Source organism: Devosia sp. CN2-171 (assembly GCF_049354815.1).
Classification (GTDB): Bacteria; Pseudomonadota; Alphaproteobacteria; order Rhizobiales; family Devosiaceae; genus Devosia_A.
This window is the reverse complement of the sequence record NZ_CP186479.1, coordinates 1,272,880-1,296,888: the sequence shown is the minus strand read 5'-3', so window position 1 is coordinate 1,296,888 and position 24,009 is coordinate 1,272,880. Positions and strand designations below refer to the sequence as shown.

19 protein-coding genes are annotated in these 24,009 nt (G+C 63.0%); 7 read left to right on the top strand and 12 right to left on the bottom strand.

Features of this window, described 5'->3' with window-relative positions; all coding sequences use genetic code 11:
- Window positions 1-66: 66 nt before the first annotated feature.
- The gene (locus tag ACOYW5_RS06510; RefSeq protein WP_423068437.1) at window positions 67-954 is read right to left on the bottom strand and encodes an MBL fold metallo-hydrolase; all 888 of its coding nucleotides are present in this window, start codon (window positions 952-954) and stop codon (window positions 67-69) included.
- Between the two features lie 124 nt (window positions 955-1,078).
- Here ACOYW5_RS06510 and ACOYW5_RS06505 point away from each other — a divergent pair, with 124 nt between their 5' ends.
- The gene (locus ACOYW5_RS06505; protein ID WP_423068436.1) at window positions 1,079-1,300 is read left to right on the top strand and encodes a hypothetical protein; all 222 of its coding nucleotides are present in this window, start codon (window positions 1,079-1,081) and stop codon (window positions 1,298-1,300) included.
- A gap of 523 nt (window positions 1,301-1,823) precedes the next feature.
- On the opposite strand, the gene ACOYW5_RS06500 is transcribed toward ACOYW5_RS06505, so the two are convergent.
- The 4 genes from ACOYW5_RS06500 to ACOYW5_RS06485 form a co-directional block, all read right to left on the bottom strand.
- Window positions 1,824-3,149 carry an HlyD family type I secretion periplasmic adaptor subunit gene (locus ACOYW5_RS06500; protein ID WP_423068435.1) on the bottom strand — a complete coding sequence of 442 codons (1,326 nt, stop codon included), beginning with the start codon at window positions 3,147-3,149 and terminating at the stop codon, window positions 1,824-1,826.
- Window positions 3,146-4,921, bottom strand: a complete 1,776-nt coding sequence (locus tag ACOYW5_RS06495; protein ID WP_423068434.1) for a type I secretion system permease/ATPase — start codon at window positions 4,919-4,921, stop codon at window positions 3,146-3,148. Before ACOYW5_RS06495 ends, ACOYW5_RS06500 begins: the two co-directional genes overlap by 4 nt.
- Window positions 4,922-4,964: 43 nt before the next feature.
- Entirely contained in the window at window positions 4,965-7,868 is a 2,904-nt protein-coding gene (locus ACOYW5_RS06490; RefSeq protein WP_423068433.1) for a glycosyl hydrolase, read from the bottom strand.
- A 132-nt stretch (window positions 7,869-8,000) separates the two neighbouring features.
- Entirely contained in the window at window positions 8,001-8,951 is a 951-nt protein-coding gene (locus ACOYW5_RS06485; RefSeq protein ID WP_423069416.1) for a UDP-glucuronic acid decarboxylase family protein, read from the bottom strand.
- A 432-nt stretch (window positions 8,952-9,383) separates the two neighbouring features.
- On the opposite strand from ACOYW5_RS06485, the gene ACOYW5_RS06480 reads away from it, so the two are divergent.
- Entirely contained in the window at window positions 9,384-9,923 is a 540-nt protein-coding gene (locus ACOYW5_RS06480) for a transglutaminase-like cysteine peptidase (protein ID WP_423068432.1), read from the top strand.
- Between the two features lie 12 nt (window positions 9,924-9,935).
- On the opposite strand, the gene ACOYW5_RS06475 is transcribed toward ACOYW5_RS06480, so the two are convergent.
- A complete protein-coding gene (locus tag ACOYW5_RS06475; RefSeq protein WP_423068431.1) occupies window positions 9,936-10,394 on the bottom strand; it encodes a hypothetical protein in 459 nt (152 codons plus the stop codon).
- Window positions 10,395-10,486: 92 nt separating this feature from the next.
- Here ACOYW5_RS06475 and ACOYW5_RS06470 point away from each other — a divergent pair, with 92 nt between their 5' ends.
- Both ACOYW5_RS06470 and ACOYW5_RS06465 read left to right on the top strand, forming a co-directional pair.
- Complete coding sequence (locus tag ACOYW5_RS06470) at window positions 10,487-11,176, top strand: tetratricopeptide repeat protein (RefSeq protein ID WP_423068430.1); 690 nt, start codon at window positions 10,487-10,489, stop codon at window positions 11,174-11,176.
- A 43-nt stretch (window positions 11,177-11,219) separates the two neighbouring features.
- The gene (locus ACOYW5_RS06465) at window positions 11,220-12,524 is read left to right on the top strand and encodes an O-antigen ligase family protein (protein ID WP_423069415.1); all 1,305 of its coding nucleotides are present in this window, start codon (window positions 11,220-11,222) and stop codon (window positions 12,522-12,524) included.
- Here the strand turns inward: ACOYW5_RS06465 and ACOYW5_RS06460 are convergent.
- On the bottom strand, window positions 12,509-14,656 hold the full coding sequence (locus ACOYW5_RS06460) for a GumC family protein (RefSeq protein ID WP_423068429.1): 2,148 nt from the start codon (window positions 14,654-14,656) through the stop codon (window positions 12,509-12,511). The genes ACOYW5_RS06465 and ACOYW5_RS06460 overlap by 16 nt on opposite strands.
- Window positions 14,657-14,978: 322 nt before the next feature.
- Here ACOYW5_RS06460 and ACOYW5_RS06455 point away from each other — a divergent pair, with 322 nt between their 5' ends.
- Entirely contained in the window at window positions 14,979-15,650 is a 672-nt protein-coding gene (locus ACOYW5_RS06455; RefSeq protein ID WP_423068428.1) for a sugar transferase, read from the top strand.
- Between the two features lie 262 nt (window positions 15,651-15,912).
- Window positions 15,913-17,211 (top strand): hypothetical protein, encoded by a 1,299-nt coding sequence (locus tag ACOYW5_RS06450; RefSeq protein ID WP_423068427.1) that lies wholly within the window; start codon window positions 15,913-15,915, stop codon window positions 17,209-17,211.
- Here ACOYW5_RS06450 and ACOYW5_RS06445 read toward each other — a convergent pair.
- From ACOYW5_RS06445 to ACOYW5_RS06425, 5 genes are all read right to left on the bottom strand, one after another.
- Window positions 17,171-18,094 carry a glycosyltransferase family 2 protein gene (locus ACOYW5_RS06445; protein WP_423068426.1) on the bottom strand — a complete coding sequence of 308 codons (924 nt, stop codon included), beginning with the start codon at window positions 18,092-18,094 and terminating at the stop codon, window positions 17,171-17,173. The two genes, ACOYW5_RS06450 and ACOYW5_RS06445, sit on opposite strands and share 41 nt — an antisense overlap.
- Complete coding sequence (locus ACOYW5_RS06440; RefSeq protein ID WP_423068425.1) at window positions 18,091-19,344, bottom strand: hypothetical protein; 1,254 nt, start codon at window positions 19,342-19,344, stop codon at window positions 18,091-18,093. The genes ACOYW5_RS06445 and ACOYW5_RS06440 overlap by 4 nt, the downstream gene beginning before the upstream one ends.
- Before the next feature lie 100 nt (window positions 19,345-19,444).
- Window positions 19,445-21,076, bottom strand: a complete 1,632-nt coding sequence (locus ACOYW5_RS06435) for a GMC oxidoreductase (protein ID WP_423068424.1) — start codon at window positions 21,074-21,076, stop codon at window positions 19,445-19,447.
- A 13-nt stretch (window positions 21,077-21,089) separates the two neighbouring features.
- Entirely contained in the window at window positions 21,090-22,280 is a 1,191-nt protein-coding gene (locus ACOYW5_RS06430; RefSeq protein ID WP_423068423.1) for a hypothetical protein, read from the bottom strand.
- Window positions 22,277-23,134 (bottom strand): aldo/keto reductase, encoded by an 858-nt coding sequence (locus tag ACOYW5_RS06425; protein WP_423068422.1) that lies wholly within the window; start codon window positions 23,132-23,134, stop codon window positions 22,277-22,279. The genes ACOYW5_RS06430 and ACOYW5_RS06425 overlap by 4 nt, the downstream gene beginning before the upstream one ends.
- A gap of 121 nt (window positions 23,135-23,255) precedes the next feature.
- Between ACOYW5_RS06425 and ACOYW5_RS06420 the strand changes: the two genes are divergently transcribed.
- Window positions 23,256-24,005, top strand: a complete 750-nt coding sequence (locus tag ACOYW5_RS06420; RefSeq protein ID WP_423068421.1) for a carbohydrate-binding domain-containing protein — start codon at window positions 23,256-23,258, stop codon at window positions 24,003-24,005.
- The last annotated feature ends 4 nt before the right edge of the window (window positions 24,006-24,009 follow it).

The following is a 24,009-nucleotide window of genomic DNA, read 5'->3' as shown; positions in this document are numbered from 1 at the left end:
CGGCAGGTTGCTTTTGCCCGCCGACTGTCTCCAGGGTCGGGTTTCCACCGTTTGGCGCGCGTGATGCTATGCCTCGAGTTCGAGCATCTGCGCTACGTTGTGGCGGTGCACCGGCTCATAGGCGGGATAGTAGTCGATGGCGCCGGTCGCCAGCGCTTCGCGCGCGAACATCTGCAGGTCCTGCTGCCCCAGCCCCGGTTCGTCGGGCAGCCGCTGCAGCTTCTCGACATAGAGCCGCGTGGCCTCGATGAATTCGCGCGGATAACCGCCGGCGGCGATGCGTTCGGGCGAGCCGTGGTTGGGCAGGATCCTGTCGAACTTCCATTTCGACAGGCGTTCGAGATCGGCGAGATGGTAGGCCAGCCGCTCCGGTTCGGTGACGTACGTGCAGGTGTCTTCCAGCGTATCGCCGGCAAAGAACAGGCCCTGGGCGGGGAGCAGCATTACCGTCTCGTCGTAGCTGTGGATATCGAGGTGGCGGAGTTCCACCACGGTCGATCCGACTTTGAGCCGCATCTGGTTCTCGAAGGTGCGGTTGGGCATGACGATCGGCTTGATCGGCGGGTCGTTGGTCTCGAGCCATTCGCGATTGGCCTCGAGGGCGGCGACGGTCAGCGTATTGCCGATGATCTCGCAGTCGGCGAACGCCTCGTTGCCGGCCACGTGGTCCGTGTGCCAGTGGCTCTGCACCACCCGCATTTGGGTAACGCCCTTGTCGGCCAGCGTCTTGCGGATGATTCGCGCGTGCACTAGCGACATGTGCGTGTCGTAGACCAGCGCCTCCTCGCCTTCGACGATGGCGTAGGACGCGGTGCCGAGCGTGAAGGCCCCGTCGTCGAGCCAGTTCGGCTCCGGTGAGTGGGCGCGAACACCGGGGATGCGGCCATCGTAGAAGGCCAGCACGTTGGGGTAGGGCCGCAGCACCCGCATCGTCGAGCCCAGGTCGAACGTCATCCAAAAGTCTCCAGAGTGGCAGGGGACCAAAGTCCCCATTGAATTGGCTGCGCATCAGGCAGGAACTCGCATCCCGTCCCTTAGTGCAAGTGAGGAGGCGCCAGTGCCACAGATTCGCCTGACCATGAACGATCCGGCCCAGGAGGAAGTTTTGGTCAACAGCGAGCACATTGTCTACGCGAGGCCAACGCGCGGCGGCGGAATGGGAACAACCATCTTCTTCGCCTCGAGCGCCAATCACGGCCACCTCGTATCGATCGACGTCGTCCAGCAGTTGGACCGGATCGAGGCAATGATCGGGTTCGCGCATCACTTTGACCATCCTCCCCCTGGCCTCGGCCACTGACAAGCGGCCATGTCCGCGCACCGCCCGCACGGTAGCCGGTTCAGTAGTCCACACGTCGGGCATGGTCTGGGTGTTGCCTGTGCGACCGGCAGCGAAACGTCCGACCTCGCGCGATTGGTGTGGATGCGGCGTGAGGTCGCCTTGGCTCGAATGAGCCATGGCCGTATCCTCAAATGATATTAGCCGCCGCCATCCAAACGGGTCTGTGCGTCGAGCCTCAAGTTTTTGAGTTAAGAATGATTTTCGCAACCGTTGCCGCATTGGTGGCAGTGGCTGCCATTGCGGCGTTGGCTGCCCTGCTCCTGTGGAGAAGGCGTCTACCGCCCCACTTGTCAGCCGCATGGACCGACAAGCCCGACCCGCCAACAGCCAGAAACAGGGAGGCTGCGCAAGAACTTGTCGACCTTATCGAGGACGACCAGTGATGAGCCCGCGCGGCATCGTTTGGTTGGTAGCCATCGTGCTCTGCGGCATCATCATCTGGTTTGTTGCGACCTACGTGGGCTGGTAATGCCCTGGACGGCTAGTTCTCGCGCAAGGCGTGAGCCATGCGATCGCTGAAGGGCCGCAGCAGGTAGTCGAGGAAGGTGCGAGGAGCCTCCGAGATGAAGGTTTCGACCGGCATCCCGGGCACAAGCGCGACACCGTCGAGCTTCGCGATCTCGCCGCTGTCGATGGCCAGCGTCACCGGATAGTAGGAGAGACGGGTAGCGGGGTCCTCGGTCAGATCGGCGCCGACGACTTTCACCGTCGCCTGGAGGTCCGGCGTGGTCGCATGGACGAGGCCCGGGAAGCGGATCGAGGCGGCTTGGCCGACTGCCACCATGTCGATGTCGGTGGGACTGAGCCGGGCCTCGATGTTGAGCTCTCCGGTGGTTGGCACGACGCTCGCGATCACCTCGCCGGCGCCGATGACACCGCCGACGGTGTGGATGGCGAGCTGATAGACAACGCCGTCGACCGGGGCCTTGATCTCCAGCCGCTTGAGCTGTTCCGCCGCCGCGAGGCGCCGCTGCGACAGTTCGGCGATGGTGCTCGTGGTATCGCCCAGGTCACGCCCGGCCTCGGCAATAGCGCCCTGGTCGACGCCGAGGATCTGCAGCCGCGTCTCGGCGATACGGCCGCCGAGTTCGGCGATCTGTGCTTCGATCTCGCCCTGTTCGCCCTCGAGGCGCGCGAAGTCCCGCTCGAGAGCGTTGACCTGCGCTTTGGTGGCGACACCCTTTTCGAGCAGCTCGCGTCCAGCGACAAGGTCGCTACTGGTCAGCTCGATCTGGCGGGCCTTGGCGGCTTGCTGCGTCCTGAGGCCCACGATCTGGCTGTCGAACTGGTCGATGCGCGCCGCGAGCTGGTCCTTCTGGCCGTTGCGGGCGGCCAGGCGCACCGCGAACAGGCGCTGCTCGGTGGCGATCAGCGCCGCGACACCCGGCTCGCCGGTGCGACCGGCAAAGAAAGCGGGAAGCTCGATGGCGTCCAGACCGTCGCGCTCGGCCTTGAGCCGCGCTGCGGTGATCCAGAGTTCGTCGAGCTTGTTGGCGACGATATCCAGCGCCGCCTGGGCCGTGGTCGGATCGAGTCGGGCAATGACCTCCCCCTCGGTGACGTGTTCGCCCTCCCGAACGAGAATCTGTGCGACGGTGCCGCCGGTCTCGTGCTGGACGCGCTTGATGCTGCCGTCGACTTCGACGCGGCCGCTAGCGATGACGGCAGCGGAGAGCGGAGCAGTGGCACCCCACACTCCGAAGCCGACGCCGAACGCCGCGATCAGCGCGAGGCCGACGAAACGGTACTTCGCAATCGACTTGGCGTAAGGCGATACGACGGGGGCAGGAAGGGCGAGGCTGGTCATTTGGTGCGCCCTCCACTGACGACCTGCATCGTCCCGTTCCGCTCGGGGGTGGCCGGAGCGGCGAGCTGCCGAAGCACCTCGTCGCGTGGGCCGCATAGCTTGATGGCTCCATCCATCACCAGCGCGACCTGGTCGACCGAGCTGAGGGCGGACGGCCGGTGGGTAACGACAATGGCGATGCCGCCGCGCTCGCGTACTGCGGCAATGGCGCGAGTCAGGGCCTCGTCGCCCTCCGCATCGAGATTGGAGTTGGGCTCGTCGAGCACCACGAGGAACGGATCGCCGTAGAGCGCGCGGGCGAGGCCGAGACGCTGGCGCTGGCCCGCCGAAAGCAGCGTGCCACCGTCGCCGATGCGCGTGGCGTAGCCATCGGGCAGGGAGACGATCAGCTCATGCGCACCCGCGGCGCGGGCGGCCTTGATGACATCGTCGGACTTGGCCGCGGGATCGAAGCGGGCGATGGTCTCGGCGATCGTGCCGTCCGGCAGCGCCAGATCCTGCGGCAGGTAGCCGATGTGGCGGCCAAGCCGCTGGCGGTCCCATTGGCCGATCGCGGCGCCGTCGAGCCGGACATCGCCCTTGGTCAGCGGCCAGAGCCCGACCAGCGCGCGCGCCAGCGACGACTTGCCCGAGCCGCTCGGACCGATGATCGCGAGACCGGCGCCGGCGAAAAGCTGCAGGGAAGCATCGACGAGGATCGGCTGTTCGCGACCGGGAGCGCTCACAGTCGCCGCCTCGAGCCGCAGCGACGATGTCGGTGGGGGCAGGGCCACGGTGGCCGGTTCGGCAGCGATGGCGAGCGACGTATTCAGCCGCCGGTATGCATCGCGAGAGGCGACGAAGCCGCGCCAGTTGGCGATCGCCGTCTCGATCGGTGCGAGCGCGCGCGAGGCCATGATCGACGCAGCGATCATGGCGCCGCCGGAGATCTCCTGCTGGATCGCGAGGTATGCGCCGAGGCCGAGGATCGCCGACTGCAGGACGAGGCGGAAAATACGGGCGACGCCGCCGAGGCTGCCCTGCGTGTCGCTGGCCGCGAGTGCCGCGTTGCGCGCCGAATCGGTAAGGAGCCGCCAGCGCTCGGCCATCGGCGTGCCCATGCCCATGACGTCGATGGCTTCCGCGTGGCGGCGGGTCGCATCGACGAACACCTGCCGGCGCATGCCGATCGAGTTCGCTTCGCCGGCGCGGCCACGCACCACGAACTCGGTCAGCGTGGTGAGGCCGATGATGATCGCTGCGCCGCCGACTGCGACCCAGCCGAGCCAGGGATGAAGCAGGAAGCAGCCGGCGACGAAGATCGGGATGAAGGGGATATCGAACAGCGCCGACGGGCCGTTGCCGCCGATGAAGCTGCGCAGCTGGTCCGCATCGCGCACCGGCTGCAGCGCTTCGGCTGCCGATGCGCCCTTGAGGGGCAGTTCTCTCGCGGCGCGGAAGGCGAGTGGTGAGATTTCCTCGTCGATGCGGGCTCCGATCCGCGCCAGGATGCGCGACCGAAGCACATCGAGCGCGCCTTGCAGCGAAAAAGCCATGAGCGCGATGAGCGAGAGGACGACCAGCGTCTCGACGCTGCGGCTCACGAGCACGCGATCATAGACCTGCAACATATAGAGCGAGCCGGTGAGGGTGAGCAGGTTCAGCGCGCAGGAGAACACGCCAACTGAAGCGAGGTCACCAAAGCGCCGGCGCAAGGCTAGGCGGGCGGGTGCGCCCGCTGCGCCGGTGTCCAGCTTGCTGTCGACAGCCCAGGCTGCCTCGTCCTTGTTCACGCTTTCGGCCCCCATGCATGCTGGGTACCGTCGCAGCCGACTGCTAAGCGAGAAGCAGGAAGTCGGCTGACGTCAATCCCAGGCCCTTTGACAGCGTCGCAATCTGTTGCTGCGCCACGCCGCCAATACCATCCGGGTCATAGTAGAGGGCGCCGGTTGACGAATTGTAGATAAGCCGGTCGCTCGCATCGGCCGCCGCCGAACCCTTGTAGAACGCGTCGGCGGAAAGCGTGCCGAGCGCGAGGCCGGTATAGACCGAGGCGCTGAGGGCGATCGTGTCGTCGGCGACGTTGAAGTCGATGATTCTGTCGATATTCGTCGACCCGCGGGCGGTGTCGAATACGAAGGTGTCCTTGCCGGAGCCGCCCGTCAGAATGTCGCTGCCGAGCTTGCCATAGAGCGTGTCGCTGCCGTCGCCGCCCGACAGCGTATTAGCGGCGCTGTTGCCGGTGAGGCTGTTGGCAAGCGAATTGCCGGTGCCGTTGATGGCGTTCGAACCGGTCAGCACCAGGTTCTCGATATTGGAGCCGAGCGTGAAGCTGATGCTCGACTTCACGGTATCAGTGCCGGCATTGCTGGCCTCGGTTATGGTGTCGCCGGTGCTGTCCACGACATAGGTGTCGTTGCCCGTGCCGCCCGACATCCTGTCGCTGCCGGTGCCGCCATCGATTGTGTCGTTGCCGGCCTGGCCGCTCAGCGTGTCGTTGCCGCCCAGCCCGTTGATCGCGTCATCGCCGCTGGTGCCGGTGAGGGTGTTGGCGGAGTACGTGCCGTTGAGGGTGGTCGGGGTCGACGTTTCCGCTTCCGCCACCGCGGCAGCCTGCGTTGTCGTCAGCGCCGCCGCTGCATAGGCTCCGTCGGCGACGACGACGAAGTCGGCCGACGTCAGCCCCAGGCTCTTCGCCAGCGTCGCAATCTGCTGCTGCGCCACGCCGCCCTTACCATCCGGATCATAGTAGAGGGCGCCGGTTGACGCGTTGTAGATGAACCGGTCGCTGGCATCGGCCGCCGCGGTACCCTTGTAGAAGGCGTCGGCAGAAAGCGTGCCGAGCGCGAGTCCGGTGTAGATCGACGAGCTCAGGGCGATCGTGTCGTCGGCGACGTTGAAGTCGATGATCTTGTCGATATTCGTCGAGCCGCGGGCGGTGTCGAACACGAACGTGTCCTTGCCCGACCCGCCGGTGAGGGTGTCGTTGCCGAGCTTCCCGGACAGAACGTCGTCGCCGCTGCCGCCTGAAAGCGTGTTGGCGGCGCTGTTGCCGGTGAGGTTGTTGGCGAGCGTATTGCCCGTGCCATTGATGGCGCCCGAACCGGTCAGCACCAGGTTCTCGATATTGCTGCCGAGCGTGTAGCTGATGCTCGACTTGACCGTGTCGGTGCCGGCGCCGCTGGCTTCGGTCACGGTATCGCTGGTGCTGTCGACGATATAGGTGTCGTTCCCTGTGCCGCCCGACATCTTATCGCCGCCGGTGCCGCCATCGAGTGTGTCATTGCCGCCCTGGCCGCTCAGCGTGTCGTTGCCGCCGAGGCCGTTGAGGGAGTCATCGCCGCTGGTGCCGTTCAAGGTATTGGCCGAGGACGTGCCGTTGACGGTGGCCGAGGTGATCGCGGCGACGGTGCCGAAGGTGGACGCAGCAACGGTGCCGTCGAGGAATGTGAAGTATTCGACGTTCGAGACGGTATCGATGCCCAACGCGGCGCTCTGCAGCACATATTTAGCTGTGGCGCTGTCGTAGACCACCGTGCAGTCGGCGCGGTTGATGGCGAGCACGCAGTAGTCCATGCCGTTGCCGCCGTTGATAGTGTCGTTGCCGGCGCCACCGGTGAGGGTGTCGCTGCCGTCACCGCCAATGAGGGTGTCGTTGCCCTCGAGCCCCGACAGCGAATTATTGCCGGCATTGCCCGTGAGGACGTTCGCGGCCGAATTTCCGAGGCCGTTGATGTTGGCCGTGCCCGTCAGCGTCAGATTCTCGATCGTCGGGAAATGCGCCAGGTCCCGGGTTATGCTCGATGTGACGGTGTCGATGCCGCCCAGGTCGATGATGCTGGTGGCCGCGCTGGTGAGGGCGAACGTCGTGTTCGCGGTATCCCCCTGGAGGATGACAGCATCGCCTTCGCCGGCCTCGAGGCTGGCGACCGCGATGCGGAAAGCTTCCGAGGCATTGGGGTACTGGTTGTTGTCCAGCTGCCCGGTGAAAGCGCTATTGGAGTTCCAGTACCCCCAGTACGCCACGTCGTGGGTTTCGAACCAGGCGATCGCCTTGGCGATGAACGGGCCAGCCGTATCCGAGTTGACACCCCACTCCGGGTAAGCGGTCTGCTTGCCGTGCGCGTCGGCAAAGTCCTCAAGCCACTGCAGGCCGTACTTCCGGTTGACAAAATAGTCCCAGGCGGCGTTCGGATCGGCCTTGTCCCACTGGATATTGTAGTAAAAGTCCATCGAGATGATATCGACGTAGTCGTCGCCGGGATAAGAGAGGGCCGGATCGGCGGTGCCGCCGATGTTGACGTTCCAGTCGAAGACGAAGCGATCGGAAACGGACCGGAAGGCATCGACGAAGTTCCGGTAGGCCTCGATATACTCGGTCTCCATCCCTGCGGAGGCCCACGGCTGCCAGTCTCCGTTGAACTCCCAACCGGTCCGGATGTAGATCGGACCGTCGCCCGCCGCTGCGATCAACGTCTTCGCCGCCTGCACATAGTAGGCATCATAGTCGCCCGCGGCGGCCGCTACCAGGTTGCCTTCATTGGCGAACAGGGGAATGGAGAACTGCTTTTTGACGTCCGTTACGTCCTTCCAGAGGTTGGCAGCCCAGCCGATGGAACTTTGCCAGTCTGCCCAGCCGTTGCGTCCGGAGTGAACGAAGAGGAAATCGAGGTCCGCGCCGAGCCAGTTTTCGAACTGGCCCAGGCTGGCTGTGCTGGTACCGACAAATGCCCCGATCAACTGCAATCTCCACTGAGTGTGAGAGTTGCAGTATCGCGGTCGGGGGCAACGAAACGCTGCCGTTTTTGATCGGCGTTTGTCTCAACTTGCGGGGCGGGGTTTTACCTGCTGGAAACCAACCGGGGCGCCGCCTCAGGACGCCTTGTCGCTGAGGAGGGCATCGAAATAGGCGACGGTCCTCTCGAGGCCCTGACGAAGCTGGACGTTGGGCTCCCACCCAAGCGTTTCCCGCGCGAGCGTGATGTCTGGCTTGCGTTGCTTGGGGTCGTCCTTGGGAAGCGGGCGGCTGACTAGCTTGGAATTCCCCCCGACAATGTCGAGCACCAACTCGGCAAGCTCGCGGATGGTGAATTCGTTCGGATTGCCAAGATTGATTGGTCCTGTCACCTCGTCGGGTGTCGCCATGAGGCGGAGGAAGCCCTCGATCAGGTCGTCGACATAGCAGAAGGAGCGCGTCTGGCTGCCTTCGCCAAAAATGGTGATGTTGTCGCCGCGCAACGCCTGCACGATGAAGTTGGAGACCACGCGCCCGTCGCTGGGGTGCATGCGCGGGCCATAGGTATTGAAGATGCGGACGACCTTGATCGTCAGGTTGTGCTGCCGCCGGTAGTCGAAGAACAGGGTTTCCGCGCAGCGCTTGCCTTCGTCGTAGCAGGACCGGACGCCGATCGGGTTCACGTTGCCCCAATAGTCCTCGGTCTGCGGGTGCACGTGGGGGTCGCCGTAGACTTCCGAAGTAGACGCCTGAAGGATCGGTACCTTCAGGCGCTTGGCCAGACCGAGCATGTTTATGGAGCCGACCACGCTTGTCTTGGTCGTCTGCACTGGATCGAACTGGTAGTGCACAGGCGACGCCGGGCAGGCGAGGTTGAAAATCTCGTCCACTTCGACATAGAGCGGAAACGTGATGTCGTGGCGCATTAGCTCGAAGCGCTTGTGGTCCAGCAGGTCTTCGATATTGGCGCGCGTGCCGGTGAAGAAGTTGTCCACGCACAGCACCTCGTGCCCCTCATCTAGGAGCCGGCGACTGAGATGCGATCCGATGAACCCGGCGCCCCCCGTAATTAGGATCCGCTTGGGCATTACGCTACTGCTGGCCATCGGCCGTCTCCCGCTTTGGTCGCCAGGACGACGGTTTGGCCGAACCCGCTACCGATCAACTGTCCGAGGCGCGCGCCAGTTCGCTTGTCCTCGAACCCACTGGTCCCCGTCGTTCGCGGGGCCTTGCAGCGGAAAACGGAACGCCCAGGATCCCATCAAGTCATAGATCAGCCCGTCATGCGCGTCGAGGAAGTCACCGAAGAAATCGCGGCGGATGTTTAAGAACAGAGACGGCTCGCAACAGCGCCGGCGATGCAGGTCTTGTTATCCGCGACGGGAATACACGAGCTGATTAGCTTGAGCTTTGCCCCAGCGCCAAGAAAAGTGCCGGACCCGTAAAATTGTCGTCAATGGCATCACAAGGGCTAAAGCGGCACTGGCGCAACTTCTCCGGCAGACATCCGGAGAAGCACAATGTTCCACTTCTGGTCTCGATCTCCACGGCGCCACCATGGCTGGGCGGCGGCGGTTCTCGTCGGAATACTGGCTGGCGCGAGCGTTGTGCCAGCCGTGGCCGCGCCTATCGCCGCGCCGATCGGCTTTTCACTGATGTGCCTGAAGTCGCCGCGCGAGTGCCAGGGAGGCGGCGCGTCGCGGGTAAGCGCAACGGGCGATCTGATGAAGACCCTGAGGAGCATAAATACCCGCGTCAACCGGGCGATTAGGCCCCGCAATGACCGAGGCGATGTTTGGAGCGCCAGCGCCGGGGCAGGGGACTGCGAGGATTACGTCCTCGCCAAGCGCCGCGCGCTGATTCGAACCGGCGTGCCCTCAAGCGCGCTGAGAATTGCGTATGTCAGGACGAAGTCCGGCGTGGATCACGCCGTCCTTGTTGTTCGTACCAACAACAAGGACATGGTGCTCGACAACCTGACCTCAGCAATCAAGCCGCTGAGCCAGACGGGCTACAGGGTGATGTCAGTGTCCAGCGCCAACCCCATGAAATGGAGTTAGGCGGGCGCCATTTTACACGGCGTCCAGGCTCTCGATTTCCTGAATCGCTGCCGTGGTGACCTGCTGGCAGCCGCTGATGGCGAGGAAGATGTTGTGGATGGCAGCCAGTTGCACTTCATCAGTCGTGTAACTCTTGGCCGTATTGATAGCCAGCGGCAGTTCCGTCTCCGCGACCAGGCAATCCTGAGGACGATAGAGCTTCACCAGCTCCTCAACGACAAGCGCGACTGTCGCCTGGATTTCTTCTTCGGTCTTGAGCGTCGGGATGACAGCCTCAAGGTAGGCCTTCGCGGCGGCAACACACTGCCCCCAGCGATCCATATCCTTGTTGTACTGCTCATCGATGATCGGAGCGCAGATGGTGATCATCTCACCAACCGTTGCCGGCGCGGCGCTCTGGCTGAATGACGTTGAACTGGCGACTAGGAGGCCTGCGCCAACAAGCGCCCGTACGAACTTCCAAGTGAACACTTTTGCCATCTCCTACCAGTACCGCGTGCCATCGATAGCATTGGGTGGGGGAATCTGCAATTAACAAATCATTTACGTTGTTGGAATGATGAATGGCAGTATCCGTGTGGCGATCATTGGCCCGGAAAGCGATCCCAGCAGTGCTGGTTTTGTTACTCGCTGCCGCCTCGGGGCAGGCGGCTCTGGCAGAATTGGGTCCGATACTGCGCGATCCCCAATCGCCCCAGCTGCGGCAGGTCAGCTTGACGGATGGTTCCGTGAGCCCCGCCTATTCAACAGCGTCGCATAACACTGTCCTTCGCCTTTGCCTCCAGACCATCACCTCCGTTCACGTCAGGATGCTTCCAACGTCGGCGCGCACCGCCTTGCTCGATGCCTGTGGAGACGATGTTCAAGTTGTGCTGGCCCTGACGCCTGCGAATGGCTTCGCTCGCTACATGGCCGGCTTCCTTGCGGTCCAGCGTGGCGACTGGGAGCAGGCGATCGCGGAGCTCAAGACCTCCTTTGCGGTCGCTCCGAACGAATATTGGCTGGCGCGGCTGCGCAGCGATCTGGTGGAGGACCATTTTGACGTGCTGGGCGACGCGCTCGCAACTGAGCAGACGGCCGACATCGCGGTCACGCTGCAAGGTGAGCCGGGAAGAAGCGAACTGGCCCAGCGCTACTGGCTCGATCGAACCTCCTCCGAGCGCATAGTCTCGATCGCCGAGGGGCTTAGCCCTGAGCAGCAGCGGTTGTTCCTGTGGGCGGTTCAGCGTTATCGGCCGCGCGATGCCCAGTAGGCGGGCGGCAGGAAGCCTAGGGGGGCGGCTGCTCACCTTGTTTGTGCTGGTAGTGGTGGGCCTCGCACCCCTGATATTCGGCTCCAACAACGCCTCCACCCAGATGGTGGAGACTTTCCTGATCGCGGTCGTTGCGCTGCTTTACATCACGCTCTCCGGCAACAGCCTGCCCGCCGGCTGGTGGCAGCCGACAGCGGTGGCTGTGCTGTCGGTACTGACGTTGATGTACGTGGCGTTTCAGCTATTGCCGCTGGGATTGGAAGGGCGATCGGTGAATGGCCTCGCGGCTCCCGGCACGATAAGCATCGCACCTGGTGACACCTGGATAGGGCTGATCAACCTTTGCGGGTTTGCCCTGTTCGCGCTGCTGGTTCGGTTCGCCAGCCGGCACGAGAAGCGCCGGATGTTCCTGTTCTCGAGCGCCTTTGTCCTGGTTGCGCTGTATGCGGTGCTAGGCCTCGCGCTACTTCGCATGGGCGATACCCTGCTCTTCATCGAGAAGACGGCGTATCGCGGCGTGACCACGGCGACTTTCGTGAACCGGAACTCGTACGCCACCTTCCTCAGCATGGGTTTTGTCGTTGGGCTCGCCTGGTTGGGCGGCCGTTTCGGCCGGCTGGCGACGCCGCAACCCGCAGGCTCTCGCTGGTCAACCGCGCTGGCTGTCGTAGGCCTGCTGGCAATACTGGCTTCATTGATCGCGACGAACTCGCGCATGGGGTTGGTTGCGTGCGCTGCCGGCACGGTGATGGTCTTTGTTCTCTGGGTAACGAGTTCCGCCCGTGGCGTGCTGAGCATCGTACTCCCGCTGGTGGCCGCCGCGGTGGCGGCCTCGGTCTTGTTCGTGACGCTGGGAACAGGGCTGGTCACCCGGCTCATTTCGACCGAGGACGATTTTGGCCAGCGCCTCGAGCTCTACAGGCAGGTTGCCCGTATGATTGAAGCCCGGCCAATAACCGGCTTCGGCCTCGAGGCGTTCGAGGTGGCGTTTCCCCTGTTTCACCAGCTCCCGCTCGCCATCGACTCCACGATCAGGAACGCACACTCCACCTATCTGGCGCTATGGACAGAGCTGGGCCTCGTCGCGGGAACGCTGCCAATGCTGATTTTCGGGCTCTGTCTGATCGGAGCCGTGGCGCGGGCGCTGCGGCCTCATCCAGGGTGGCCCATCGCCGCAGCGGGCGCGGGGGCAATGGTGGTGGCGGCAGTGCATTCGACGGTCGACTTCAGCCTGGAGATTCAGGCCAATGTCTACTTCCTCATCTTCGTCGTCATGTTGCTGCCGCCGCGCGATGACCGCCGGGCAGCGAAGGCCGAACCGGAACCTTCGCGTCAGCCGTCGGTGTAGTAGCCGCCGCCATACTGCTTGACGTTGCGGTCATCGCCTTGCGCCTGCTGCAGCACGCCAATCACTTCGACCTCCGGCCGCTTGGCGGTGTTGAGGGCAGAGATGGCCCGTCGCGCATCCGACTGACGCGTCGCCGCCCACTTGACTACGAACACGGTCGCATCGACGAACCGCGACAGGTAAAGCGCATCCACCACCGGGCCGATCGGCGGTGTGTCGAGGATCACGATGTCGAACGCCCTGGTCGCGGCCGCCAGCAAGCGCCCGAACGTCTCGCCGGCGACCAGCTGATCGGTCGGCGAGGAGCTGGTGCGGGCGCCGATTGCGACGGCCACCCCGCCAAGCTTGTCCTCGGCGAGGATGGAGGAGATCTGTGGGGCATTGTCGCCGCGGCGAAGGTAGTCGAGCAGGCCGGTGGAGGGCTCGATGCCCAGGTGCCGGTGGAGGCGCGGGTTGCGTAGATCGGCGTCGATCAGCAGGGTCCGCTTGCCCGAGACGGTGAAAACGCGGCTTAGCGCCAGGGAGAGCGTGGTTTTGCCCTCGTTGGGGTTTGCCGAGGTCACCATAATGATCATGCCGCGCTTCTCGCCGCCCTTGGCATCCATGGCGCGCTGCGCGGCAAGCTCTGCCGACAGCCGGACGCGACGTATGCTCTCGGAATAGGCCGATAGCGGCGCCGTGATCACCAGATCGGCGTGGCTGTACGACTTGTCCGGCAATTTCTGTCGCTGGAACGGTACCGACGACGCGAACGGCAGGTGGAGCACGGCACTGGCCTGTCCCTCGCTTGTAAACCCGCCGAGGAAGTTCTCATAGACAAAGGCAAGACCGACGCCGAGCAGCAGCGCCGCCATGCCGGCCAGGGTGAGAATGAGCCGCGGGTTCGGAAACGAGGCGTACGAAGGCGGCGAGGCGAGCGTGACGATACGGCTGTCCGGAAGCTGCAGGAAAGTCTGGGTTTCGAGATCGCTGAGGCGGTTGACCAGGTTGTCGTACTGGGACCGAGCAATCTCGGTATTGCGCTGCAGCTCGTAGATCTGCGTCAATGTATTCGCTGGCAGGTTGGAGCTGACGAGGGCTGTCCGCAACTGCTGCTGGAGGCTCTCGGCCTGTTGTTGCGAGCTGGCGACGCGCTCACGCAGGTCAGCGATGCCCTTGTCTGCGGCCGTGGAAAGGTCGGTCTCGAGGGCCGAGAGCCGGCCGCGAAGGTCGATCGCGAGGGGCGAGCCTTCCGCTGTGCTGTTGAGGCGCTCTTCGAGAGCGACGCGCTGGGCCTCGAGCTTACTCAGAGATTCCGACTGCAAAGACCGTGCAACGGCATCCCAGTCGTTGGCGCCACGGCTGGCTGCGGCGACGTCGGCGACCGCTTGCAGCTGGGACGCATCTGCAGTCAGTTGATCGTGCTGGCGACGTAAGTCGAGAAGTGCGGCATTGCCCGAATTGTCGACTGTGTCCGCGAGGAACCTGTCGAACGCCTGCTCCGACGCTGTTATAGCCCCACTCGCGCCGGCGATCCGTGAGCGCAGCATATCGCGCGACGCCTCTACGGCGTTCACTTTCGATTCCAGCTGCCCCCGCACATAGGCATTTGCCAGGGCATTGGCGACCTTTGCAGAGGTCTCGGGATCGCCGGTCGTAGCCTCAATCGAGATGAGGTAGGTCGAGTCCCACCGCCACACTGAGGTCGCGGCATCAAGGTTATCCAGGACGATCTGCAGTGCTGCTTCGCCTGTCGGCAGACTCGCAGGGCGAATCTTGAGAAAAGCTAGTAATTCCGTCTGCCAATCCAGTTTCGGTCCGAACTCGGGGTTGTCGATAAGCTGTTCGCTCTGCACCACGCTCAGCAGAGTGTCCCGCGACTTCACAAGTATGACCTCGCTGTCGACGCGTGTGCTTTCGGACGATGCGCCTCCTGATGAGGTATCGGGATTGAGCAGGTTCTTCTGCGTCGGATCGACAAGAACCAGCGCGTAGGCAGTATATTCTTCTTTAAGGACGAGAGTGGCGACCAGCGCGCCGCCCATAATAGTCAGAAAGACAAAAACAATCAGACGTAGTTGCCGGCGCAGCAATGCGAACACGCCGCGCAAGTCGATGGGTTGGCCGTCCATACTGGTCCCGATCACGAACATGGGGCCAAACGGGGCCCGACTTCATAGTCACTTTCGCGCATAGGATGCCTCAGTTCGCTGGTGCACGCAAATGGCGTCGACGCAAGAACAGCCCATCGGCCGGAAGGCCGGCCCGGCGGTTGCCGAGCCTGCCGCAAGACGCCGGGAAATGGTCAATCTGGAGTCGGATAGTCTGTTATTCGGATCACGGGGACTTGTCGTCCCCGGTCACGCCTTAACGATAACGGAAGGATTACCAGCCATGCGCCAGCCGCTACTTGCGCGGGAGGGCAGTATCTGTTTTTCTCCGCGGAATTAAGGATTTGTAAACCAAGGGTTAGGCATGTCCGTCGGTGAAGATCTCGGTAGGGCACACACCCTAGCAGAGCAGGCGAACGTGCCGGTTGGCGGGCGCCTGAAGCGATTCGTGGATCTTGTGGCCGCGGCGCTGCTGCTGACCTTCTTTTCTCCACTGTTTGTCGTTTTGGTCGTGGCCGTGCGCCTGAGCGGACGTGGGCCGGTCATATTCGCGCACAAGCGGCTTGGCGCCGGCGGCAAACCGTTCGACTGCTACAAGTTCAGGACCATGGTGCCCAACGCGCAGGACGTTCTGGACAGGCTGCTGGTCGAGGATTCCGCGGCGCGCAGCGAATGGACGACGACGCAGAAGCTGGCCAACGATCCGCGCATAACCAAGGTCGGCCGCATTCTGCGCATGACCAGCATGGACGAGCTGCCGCAGCTGCTGAATGTCCTTATTGGCGAAATGAGCCTGGTCGGGCCTCGTCCCATAGTGGAGGACGAGCGGCGGCACTACGGCACGCAGTATCGCGCCTATACGGCGGCAAGACCCGGGATAACCGGCCTGTGGCAGGTCAGTGGGCGGAGTGACACGACCTATCAGACCCGCGTGGCGCTCGATGCCGAATACGTGTCCGGCTGGTCGTTCGGACTCGACCTGAAGATCCTGCTCCGAACCATTGTTGTGGTGCTGTTCATGCGCGGCAGCAGGTAGCATTTGCCGACGCGGTCCCTTGATCGGTAAGGCGTCGTCCGGTTCGAGGTTCGGCGACGACATTTGATACGCTTGACACCTGGCGCGCAGAGCAACTTGATGGTGCCGCACGCGGGCTGTCACGGAAGTGGGCTGCGCAACGAATGCCTGCACACCATGCCTTTGCCGACGGCCGGGAGGCATGGCAGCCTGCCTTGATCCGATCTGATGCCGCAGCCACCAAGGGGGCACGGTACGTCCCTGCGACCTGGAAGTGGCGAAAGTGAAGCTGGCATATCCAAAAGAACGGATGGCGACTTTAGCAATGCTCTTGCTGAAGGGCCTGAACCTGGTGTCGAACGTCGCCTACACGTTCCTCATCGTGTACGTGATGATTAGAGCGACCCCGCACGAGGTGTATCCGGTTCTCGTGATATTCCTCGCGGCATCCAACTACGTCTCGCTGTCGGACTTTGGCTACACCAACATAGTATACGCAGACCTGAGGAGGGCGAAGGTCAACGGCGCGCAAGTGCCCGATGCGGTTGTGCCGGCTAGCACGTTGTACGCATACATCGTCGCGCTTGCCGCAGTCGTAGGTGTGGTGGTCCTCCTGTGGCTCGACATCAGCCCCGACCTAAAGCTCGCCCTTTGGTTGCTGTTCCTCGCCAGCTGCCTGAACCTGCCCTGGAACCTGCTTAAGAAAACTGCCGCCGCGCTCGACCTCTATCTGCAGATCGAGGTGCTCGACGCTGTGCGCCGCATCCTGGCCGTGGGGGCCTTGGCCTCGACCCTGCTCACGTCCTCGGTCCTGGCGACCGGCGTCATTCAGATTTTCATCTGGATCGCCGCCTATCTGGCCGGCGCCGTGATTTTGAGACGGGAGGGGCTGCGCCTGTTCTCCTCGGGGCCGACGGTCGTGCTCGGCCACCTGCGGCGGCATATCCAAGCCATCAGAGTCTCGGGAGCGCTATGGGCGCTCGAGTTCGTCGTCTACAATTTCCCCTATGTCGCCCTTCCTCTCCTCTACCCGGGAGATCTGAGGCCGGTTGTTGTCTTTGACCTGTTCTACAAGGTTATGAGATTTGCCGGAGCGGTTTTCACCGTGCCCGCGGAGTCGCTGCTGCCCCAACAGACCCAGGCCTACCATCAGGGGGACATGCTCCGAGCCCGGCGCCAGGTTCACATAGCCGCCGGCATCGGCCTTGTCGGGCTGTCTGTCGCGATCCCGCTGCTGCTGGTAGCTGGACCGGCCCTGTTCACGGTGCTGCTTGATGGCAGGATACAAATCTCGCCCTCGATCCTGTTCTCGATGGCCGCGATGATCGCGCTGATCTGGGTCGTCGCCACGGCGGGCACGTTCCTTCTCGGCGTCGGTCGCCTCGCGGCGATGACCAGATCGTCGATGCTGGCGGTGACCGGCTTCGCGATAGCGACAGCCTTTGTCGCGGTACTCAAGCTTGGTTATGAGTCCTTCTTCGTCGGGTATGTGTGCGTCTATGCGCTCAATACGATCCTGTATTACCGGATCTACAGGGTGGTCATCCAGGGCGAGTCGCCGAAGGGCGAAGATGTGATCTGACCGCCATGTAAGCATTGAAGATGGGTGGCCTTACGACATGCCACCAGAACAGAAACGTCGTCTGGAATGCCGAGATAATCCACCTGGTTTCGGCTAGCCGCTCCCTCGAGCGGTATTGCTCGTAGTACTTGTCGAGGAAGTACTCGTTGTAGTGCACGGACCACATGAATTTTGAGAGCGGGTTGACCCGCTGGCCTCCGCGACGAACCTCGCTCATGGGCAGGTGAATGCTGTGTACGTCCGGGGCGACGAGTATCTCGTAGCCGGACAGGTAGAGGTTCAGCTGGAAGTCGCTCTCTTCGCGATATCCGTTGCCGCGCGAGTAGTAGCTGTCGAAGCCGAACTGCAGCACGAGGTCGCGGTGGGTCAATATGATCGCGTTGGTGAACGGCAAGCTTTTGACGTCACGGAATCGCGCTCCGTTGACGAGCTGCATCATTCGCCGATCGAACGGCGCACGGTTGCGAACGCCGTCGCCGAATCTGAGAACCGCCTGCTCGGGCGTCTCCTTGCCGCGCATGTAGACGCGTCGTCCTGAGACGGCGCCGACGCCGGTCCTTGTAAGCAGGTCACGGCACCTCGATGCGTAGCCGGCTTCGAGATACTCGTCGTCATCGCAGAAGAGAATGTAGGGGTTGCTCGCCGCGCGAGCACCCGCCTGCCGGCTGTATGCCGCGCCCATCCGTTCGGCATTTGTGATGACACGAACAGGTGTGCCGGGATGGCGAGCGCTGGCCCGTTCGATCACGGCGGCGGTATCGTCTTCACCCGCGTCGTCGACCAGGATGACTTCGCTCACATCATCCTGAGTCAGGTAGGACGTCAGAACCTTCTCCAGCGTATAGCCGCGATTGCGGGTGGGAACGACCAGAGTGATTGTCATCGTGACGGGACGTCCTGAGTTGCAGCCGGGGGCACAGGGTCGGTCTTCGCAGCAACGAATGCGCCGGCGAGAAGCCACAGCAGATAAGTGTTGATGGGCACCATAAAGCCACCCTGGACGAACTCATACTGGGCGAGCAGTGCCAACACGAGGACAAGCGGCGCCCGGGAGGAAAATGCGATCGCGTGGAGCCAGATCATGAACGCAAGCGAGCCCACAATACCATAGTCGGTGATTGTCTTGGCGAGCGGGTTGGGGACGTCCTGAAGGTAGCCTAGCGCCGGGTTCACAACTCCCGGTCCGTAGCCGAGGAAGAAGCTAGGCAGGTCGGTGGCAATCGTCTGCAATATGATCCTGTACGAAGCGAGGAACCTGCCGTTGCCGCTTGTCCCCTCTTCACCGAACTCACTTATGCGTCCCACCGCGTAGTCCACCAGGCCGAGAGCTGTTCCGAACAGGACAATCAGGACGACCAGGGCGAGGGCCGGCATCACAAGTCGTCTTCCGGCGAGAAACGGCAGAAAGAGAAGCCCGAGAACGAGGATGAATATCCCGGTCCCAGCTAAGGTTGCCAGCGAACCGGCGGTCAATATCAAGAATAGTTTTAGGCGCCTGAAGATGTAAAGCTCGACGATTGCGCCAATAGCGAGCAGCTGCGCCGCATTTGATGCTTCCAGGCAGAAGAAGCCGTTTGGCTTATAATACTGGCTATAAAAGTTGATCTTCTGCACGTACACGTAGGTCTTGAACAGCATTTCTCTCGGAACGAAATCCTCGAGATTGATCATCCTCATTCCGATGAGCTGCTGCGCCCATTGGAAGAAGACCAACGCGCAGATGACCAGGCAGAACGACGAGAATATGCGCAGCAACCCCTCGTAAAACGCTTTCGAAACCGGAAAGAACAGAACCAGCGGCACGTGAACCGCTATCGCGAATGCGATGGACTGAACGGAAATGGCGTTGTGCGCCGCCGAAAAGCTGGCGGCTGCAGCGAAAAGGAATGCCACCAGGATAAATGATACGGAGCGCAGGCCAAATCGGGCAAGCCCGAGCTGCAAAGTGAAGAGGCAGTACAGGACCACGACGATGAACGACAGTTCGATATTGCCGGGCAGCGCAAATTTCTGAAGGAAGATGACGCCGCCAAGGCAGAACGCCGCCGCTCTCAGATGGATACGCTCCTGGTCGGCCGCAGCGAGCGTCGATGGCGGCTGGGAGCTGGAAGCGGTCGCTGTTACGGACTGCACGGGCGCGGCTCCTGGAGGCACGCGGCCAAGCGATTGTGTGCCTCGACTGCGTCCGGCATACGATCCCGAGTGGGCCCGACCGCGTGCTTCGCTGCCATCGTCAAGATGCCCTCAAGTGTTCGGCCAGCCTCAACGCGAGTGCTACAATTGTAAGGGTGGGATTTGCCTGGCCGGACGTCGCGAATGTCGATGACCCCGCAATGTAGAGATTGCTCATATCGTGCACGCGGCAGTTCAGGTCGACAACCCCTTCCTGCGGGTTGGCGCTCATGCGGGTCGTGCCAATGTGATGCCCGCCGACCACGCTGCCGACTTCTAGGCGCTGCCGAAGACTTGCCTCGTCGAATGTCAGCGCGCCCGCTCCGGATCGCTCGAGCTGGGCGCGGAGCAGGGCATGTGCGCCCACCATCTGGTCCACGTCTCTTTCGCCCAGGTGCCAGTCGACCCTGAGTTTCGGGAGGCCCATCGCATCGAGCGAGCTGCTCAAACCGATGCGGCTATCCCGAACCGGCGACTGCTCGGCGTGGTATTCCAGCGGGTACTGACCCTGCGGGCTGGGCAGGACGACAGAGGGCAGTTTTCGTTCGGCCAGGATTCGCTTGCGGATCCACTTCGTGCTGAAGCCCAGCAGCTGGGGCGCCCCAAGAATAACGTTGCGCGCATGTTGCACCTGCGTGCCCCAGCCGGCCTCCGGGTTGCCGAAGCCCCGGCTGTACTCGTACTTCACGAGGTGCTTGGCAAAGTACATCGCCGACATCACGCCGTTGTGGTGCGCGGGATTGCCGACCGCCGGAAGGTGCGTGCGGAACGTCACGTTCAGAAGGTGGTGCTGACGCTGGGCGGCTTCGTTGATCCAGAGCCGGCGGCGTAGGTAGATCCCGTCTCGGTCACGGCTGTAGTCGTAGGCCAGCCGGTCGGGCGCCGCGCTGAGAATGGCCTCGGTGGCGCAGAGATGCGTCATGTAGTACCGGCCAACATTGTCGTGGGTGTTCCCAAAGGGAGCATTCTGCCGGAGGGACGACAGGAGCAGCAGGCGCGGCGTCTCCTGCCCGCCGGTGCAGACGACCACGCGTTTCGCCGTGACAAGAACTTCTTCGCCCGCGGGTGAGCGAACCAACGCCCCCGTCGCCGCTCGCCCGCCCTCGTCACAGAGGAGCGTGGCCACCGGACAATCGAGAAAGGTGCTGACATTAGTGGAGACTGCGAGCGAGCCCTTGAGTTTGCGCCAAACGTTAGTTGGTTTGCTGAACCGTTCGAGCGTGGTCGTGATGGCGTCCCCATCGAGGCCCGCCACCAGTTCAGCCGGTTCGTCCGGCAAGCTGACGGCCGGATCGAAGCTGAAGTCGCCGGCATCGAGCAACTGGTTCGCGAGCGGATAGTAGGGGGCAAGGTCGTCATAGCCGATGGGCCAGCCGGAATTGTCGATCCAGTCGCGCTTCTCGAAATCTATGCGATCGAAGGGGATGCAGCGGCCGCCCCACACCCAGGACGTCCCGCCCGCCGCCCGGACGCGATAGCGGGCCGTGCCAGGATGAATGCGGGGCTGCATCACCTCGCCCTCGTAGAGGCGGCGTGAAGCGGCTGTCGGCCGGTTTCCGCCCGCCTCCAGCAGGCCGACCCGGAGCGGGGACTTGTCCAGCGCATTGGCGATGATGAGCCCGGCAACGCCGGCGCCAACTATGAGCAGGTCAAAGTCCGGCGCTGACTTCAGGTCTTGGATCGAGCCCAGCATCTTGTTCCGACGTTTACAGTTGGGGCACGGTGGCAGCCGCGGGATCGCGGCCAGTGAGCGTCAGGGAAAATTTGGCCAGGTCGGTCCCGCGATCGTCCCACTTGAAGCGGTCGGCGCAATGGGAGAAGGCGTTGTTCTGCAGCTCATTCAGCCGGTCTACATGGCCAATCAGGTGGTCGATCTGCGTGACGAGGTCGGTGATATCGGCCGCGTCGGCATAGTCGACCTGCGGACGCAGAGTTGAGCCGTCTATCGCCTTGCGAAGACCCAACATCGGAACGCGATGGAAGACATGGGTCAGGAGCCGGAGTTTGAAGCCGCCGCCCACTTCGTCGGGTATTAGACCGAGGCGGACGGTCGAGAGGTAGTCCGAGATACTTTCCACGTAGCCGAGAAAATTGATCCCCGACACTTCGAAGCCGGATGCCTCGCCGCTGCCGACGACATCGACGATGTAGCGTTGCGGTATGCCCTGCCGGACGAGCTCGCGGAGGATGAGCCGAAGCACCATCTTCTTGTGCAGGGCACCCCGTCCACCGAGCACACAGATGCGGAGGTCGGTGCCCTCGTCGATGCGGCGCTCGGGTACCACGGGCCCGTCGTAACCCGGCATCACCAGCAGGTTTGCTGTTTCGGGCGCGAGCTGCGTGAACTCCGCCTGGTCGGTCGTCGAGATGGCGGTCAGGCCATCAGCAAGCAGATTTGCCCGGCGTTCGAGCGCGGCCGCCTTGCCCGCGTCGAAGCGAAGCACAAGCCGGGTGAGCGGGTTACTGGCGGCCGCAGCCATGTCTTTCCGCAGCGCCGCCTCGTGGTCGTGGTTCACCACCACGATACGCGGAGACTTCGCCGAGGCTCTGGTGCGTGCCAGGATGGGCACGATCCAGAACAGGCCGATATGGTCGACGAACACCGTATCGACGGTTGCCGCGAGTTCCAGCGCCTTGCGGGTGAACTCGGACTGGGCATGCCTGTAGGCGACGTCGGGGAGGGGAGAGAGCAGACCGGCGATGCGACTGTGGTGCTGCCGGGGCACATGATGCCACCTGGCTCCATACGTCCCAGGCTCGATCGCCACATCAGAAAAGCACAGGACTTCAACTCTGGTCTGCTTCGCGACGGCCTGGATCAGGTTTCGCGAGTACTGCGCGTCGCCCCCGTTCGCCGGCGGCAGCGGGGCATAGCGGGCTAACCACAATATGCTCACTGCACCCTCGAACGCTCTAGCTGGGGCAGGTCCCCGGCAATCTCGGCAAGATGGGCCGGATTGGTCGTGCCGACGACAACGGTCGTTACGGAAGGCGGCTCGGACGCGGCGGCGATGGCTTGTGCGACGGATTGATCCGGAGCGCGAGACCGCAGCACTTCGCGCACCATCACACCGATGCCCCTCGCGTGTGCCTGCTGCAGCAGCCCGGACTGCTGGGCCCCCGCAAGGTCCGCGGCACTGATCTGCACGAGGGTAATATGCGGCAGCTGGACGGCACTGGCCATGCCGGCGAGGTCCTCGACCGACACTCCGACGTGGCGCGCCCAACCTTTGTCACGGATGCGGGCCAGTTCGTCCTGGAGCCTCGGATCGTTCATGTGCTCAGGCGATGGGCCATGCAGAAGCAGACCGTCGAGCGTATCGCGGTTCAGGCGTTGCCTCGAGCGATCAACCTCGACGGCAAGCTGGCTGGGATCGAGCGTGTAGGCGGTGGCACTGGAGCGCCGCGCAAGCACCACGCGTCGTCCGGCGGGGGAAAGTTGCGCGACCAACCGCGCCAGCGGTTTCAGGAGCGAGACACGCTGGGCCCATCGCGGAAACTGCTTTCCAACCTTGGTGACGATCGTGACTTCGGGCCATGCGGCAAGCAGCCGGCCGAGTTCGCGTTCGCTATCGCCCTGTCCATAGATATTCGCGGTATCAAATACGGTAATGCCGTATTCGAGCGCCGTCTGGACGACCCGTTCTACTGTTGCGCGCGAAACTGTCGACGATACGGATCCGATCCGGCTCCCTCCGAGCGCTAGAAGAGACAGAGATGCTGTCCCGTCGTCGAATTTCCTACGTTCCACGTATCGTTCCTGCCGGAGATCACTTTTCAGCCGCCTGCGGAAGTGTAATCGTATTGCGTCTGGGCACAACCCACTGGCTAGAATGGGAGTCCGCATCGTGAAGTCGCTTATCGGTATTGCATTGGCGCTGTTTGGCGCCATCGGGTCGACGCAGGCCGTCGAGATTACGGTGTATGCTTCGGGTACAGCCGTCGGCGATGCAGGTCCCCAGTTCAGGGTAGATCTCGACGGCACCGAGATCGGCAATGGAACTGTTCCGGCGGAAAACTCCCGAAAGAGCGCGTCCTATAGCTTCGAAGTCGACGATGCACTGTTGAAGGCCGATTCAGTCGTCGGAGTCGTGTTCCTCAACGACGAAAAGAGCGATGGGGCGGATCGCAACCTGTACGTCCACCAGATCAAAGTTGGCGCCAGACTGGTTGAGGCAACCAACCTTGCCGCGGTCAACAAGGAGAAGGCGATTAAGAGACCGGTCAACTACGGCTATATCGAGCTGTGGAACACTGGCGACGAGGCAGTCGCCTCGGCGCCCAACGGAAACTGGCTCAATACCTGCGACGCTACGGCGTCGGTTTCGTTCCCCAACGGAATTTTCACAGTGGAGGGCGAGCAGCCTGCCTTGCAGCCCCTCGTCGAGCAGGCAAAGCTCAATCAATGCGTGTTGCGCGTCCGTGGCTATTCCTCGGTCTCGGGCGATGAGGAGACGAACAAGGCGATGTCGGGTGCCCGCGCCGAGGGCGTGCGGAACTATCTGCTCGGCCTTGGGCTGAAATTCTCGAGCGTCGCCGTCGAGGCCATGGGTGAAACCTCCACATTCGGCCCGGCTGAGCGCGACAATCGGATCGCCGTTATCACGCTGGAAAGCCCCTAAGCAG

Coding starts and splice junctions, on each gene's coding strand:
- ACOYW5_RS06510 (WP_423068437.1), bottom strand. CDS start 954: ATGACGTTCGACCTGGGCTCGACGATGCGGGTGCTGCGGCCCTACCCC.
- ACOYW5_RS06505 (WP_423068436.1), top strand. CDS start 1,079: ATGAACGATCCGGCCCAGGAGGAAGTTTTGGTCAACAGCGAGCACATT.
- ACOYW5_RS06500 (WP_423068435.1), bottom strand. CDS start 3,149: ATGACCAGCCTCGCCCTTCCTGCCCCCGTCGTATCGCCTTACGCCAAG.
- ACOYW5_RS06485 (WP_423069416.1), bottom strand. CDS start 8,951: ATGCCCAAGCGGATCCTAATTACGGGGGGCGCCGGGTTCATCGGATCG.
- ACOYW5_RS06480 (WP_423068432.1), top strand. CDS start 9,384: ATGTTCCACTTCTGGTCTCGATCTCCACGGCGCCACCATGGCTGGGCG.
- ACOYW5_RS06470 (WP_423068430.1), top strand. CDS start 10,487: ATGGCAGTATCCGTGTGGCGATCATTGGCCCGGAAAGCGATCCCAGCA.
- ACOYW5_RS06460 (WP_423068429.1), bottom strand. CDS start 14,656: ATGTTCGTGATCGGGACCAGTATGGACGGCCAACCCATCGACTTGCGC.
- ACOYW5_RS06455 (WP_423068428.1), top strand. CDS start 14,979: ATGTCCGTCGGTGAAGATCTCGGTAGGGCACACACCCTAGCAGAGCAG.
- ACOYW5_RS06445 (WP_423068426.1), bottom strand. CDS start 18,094: ATGACAATCACTCTGGTCGTTCCCACCCGCAATCGCGGCTATACGCTG.
- ACOYW5_RS06435 (WP_423068424.1), bottom strand. CDS start 21,076: ATGCTGGGCTCGATCCAAGACCTGAAGTCAGCGCCGGACTTTGACCTG.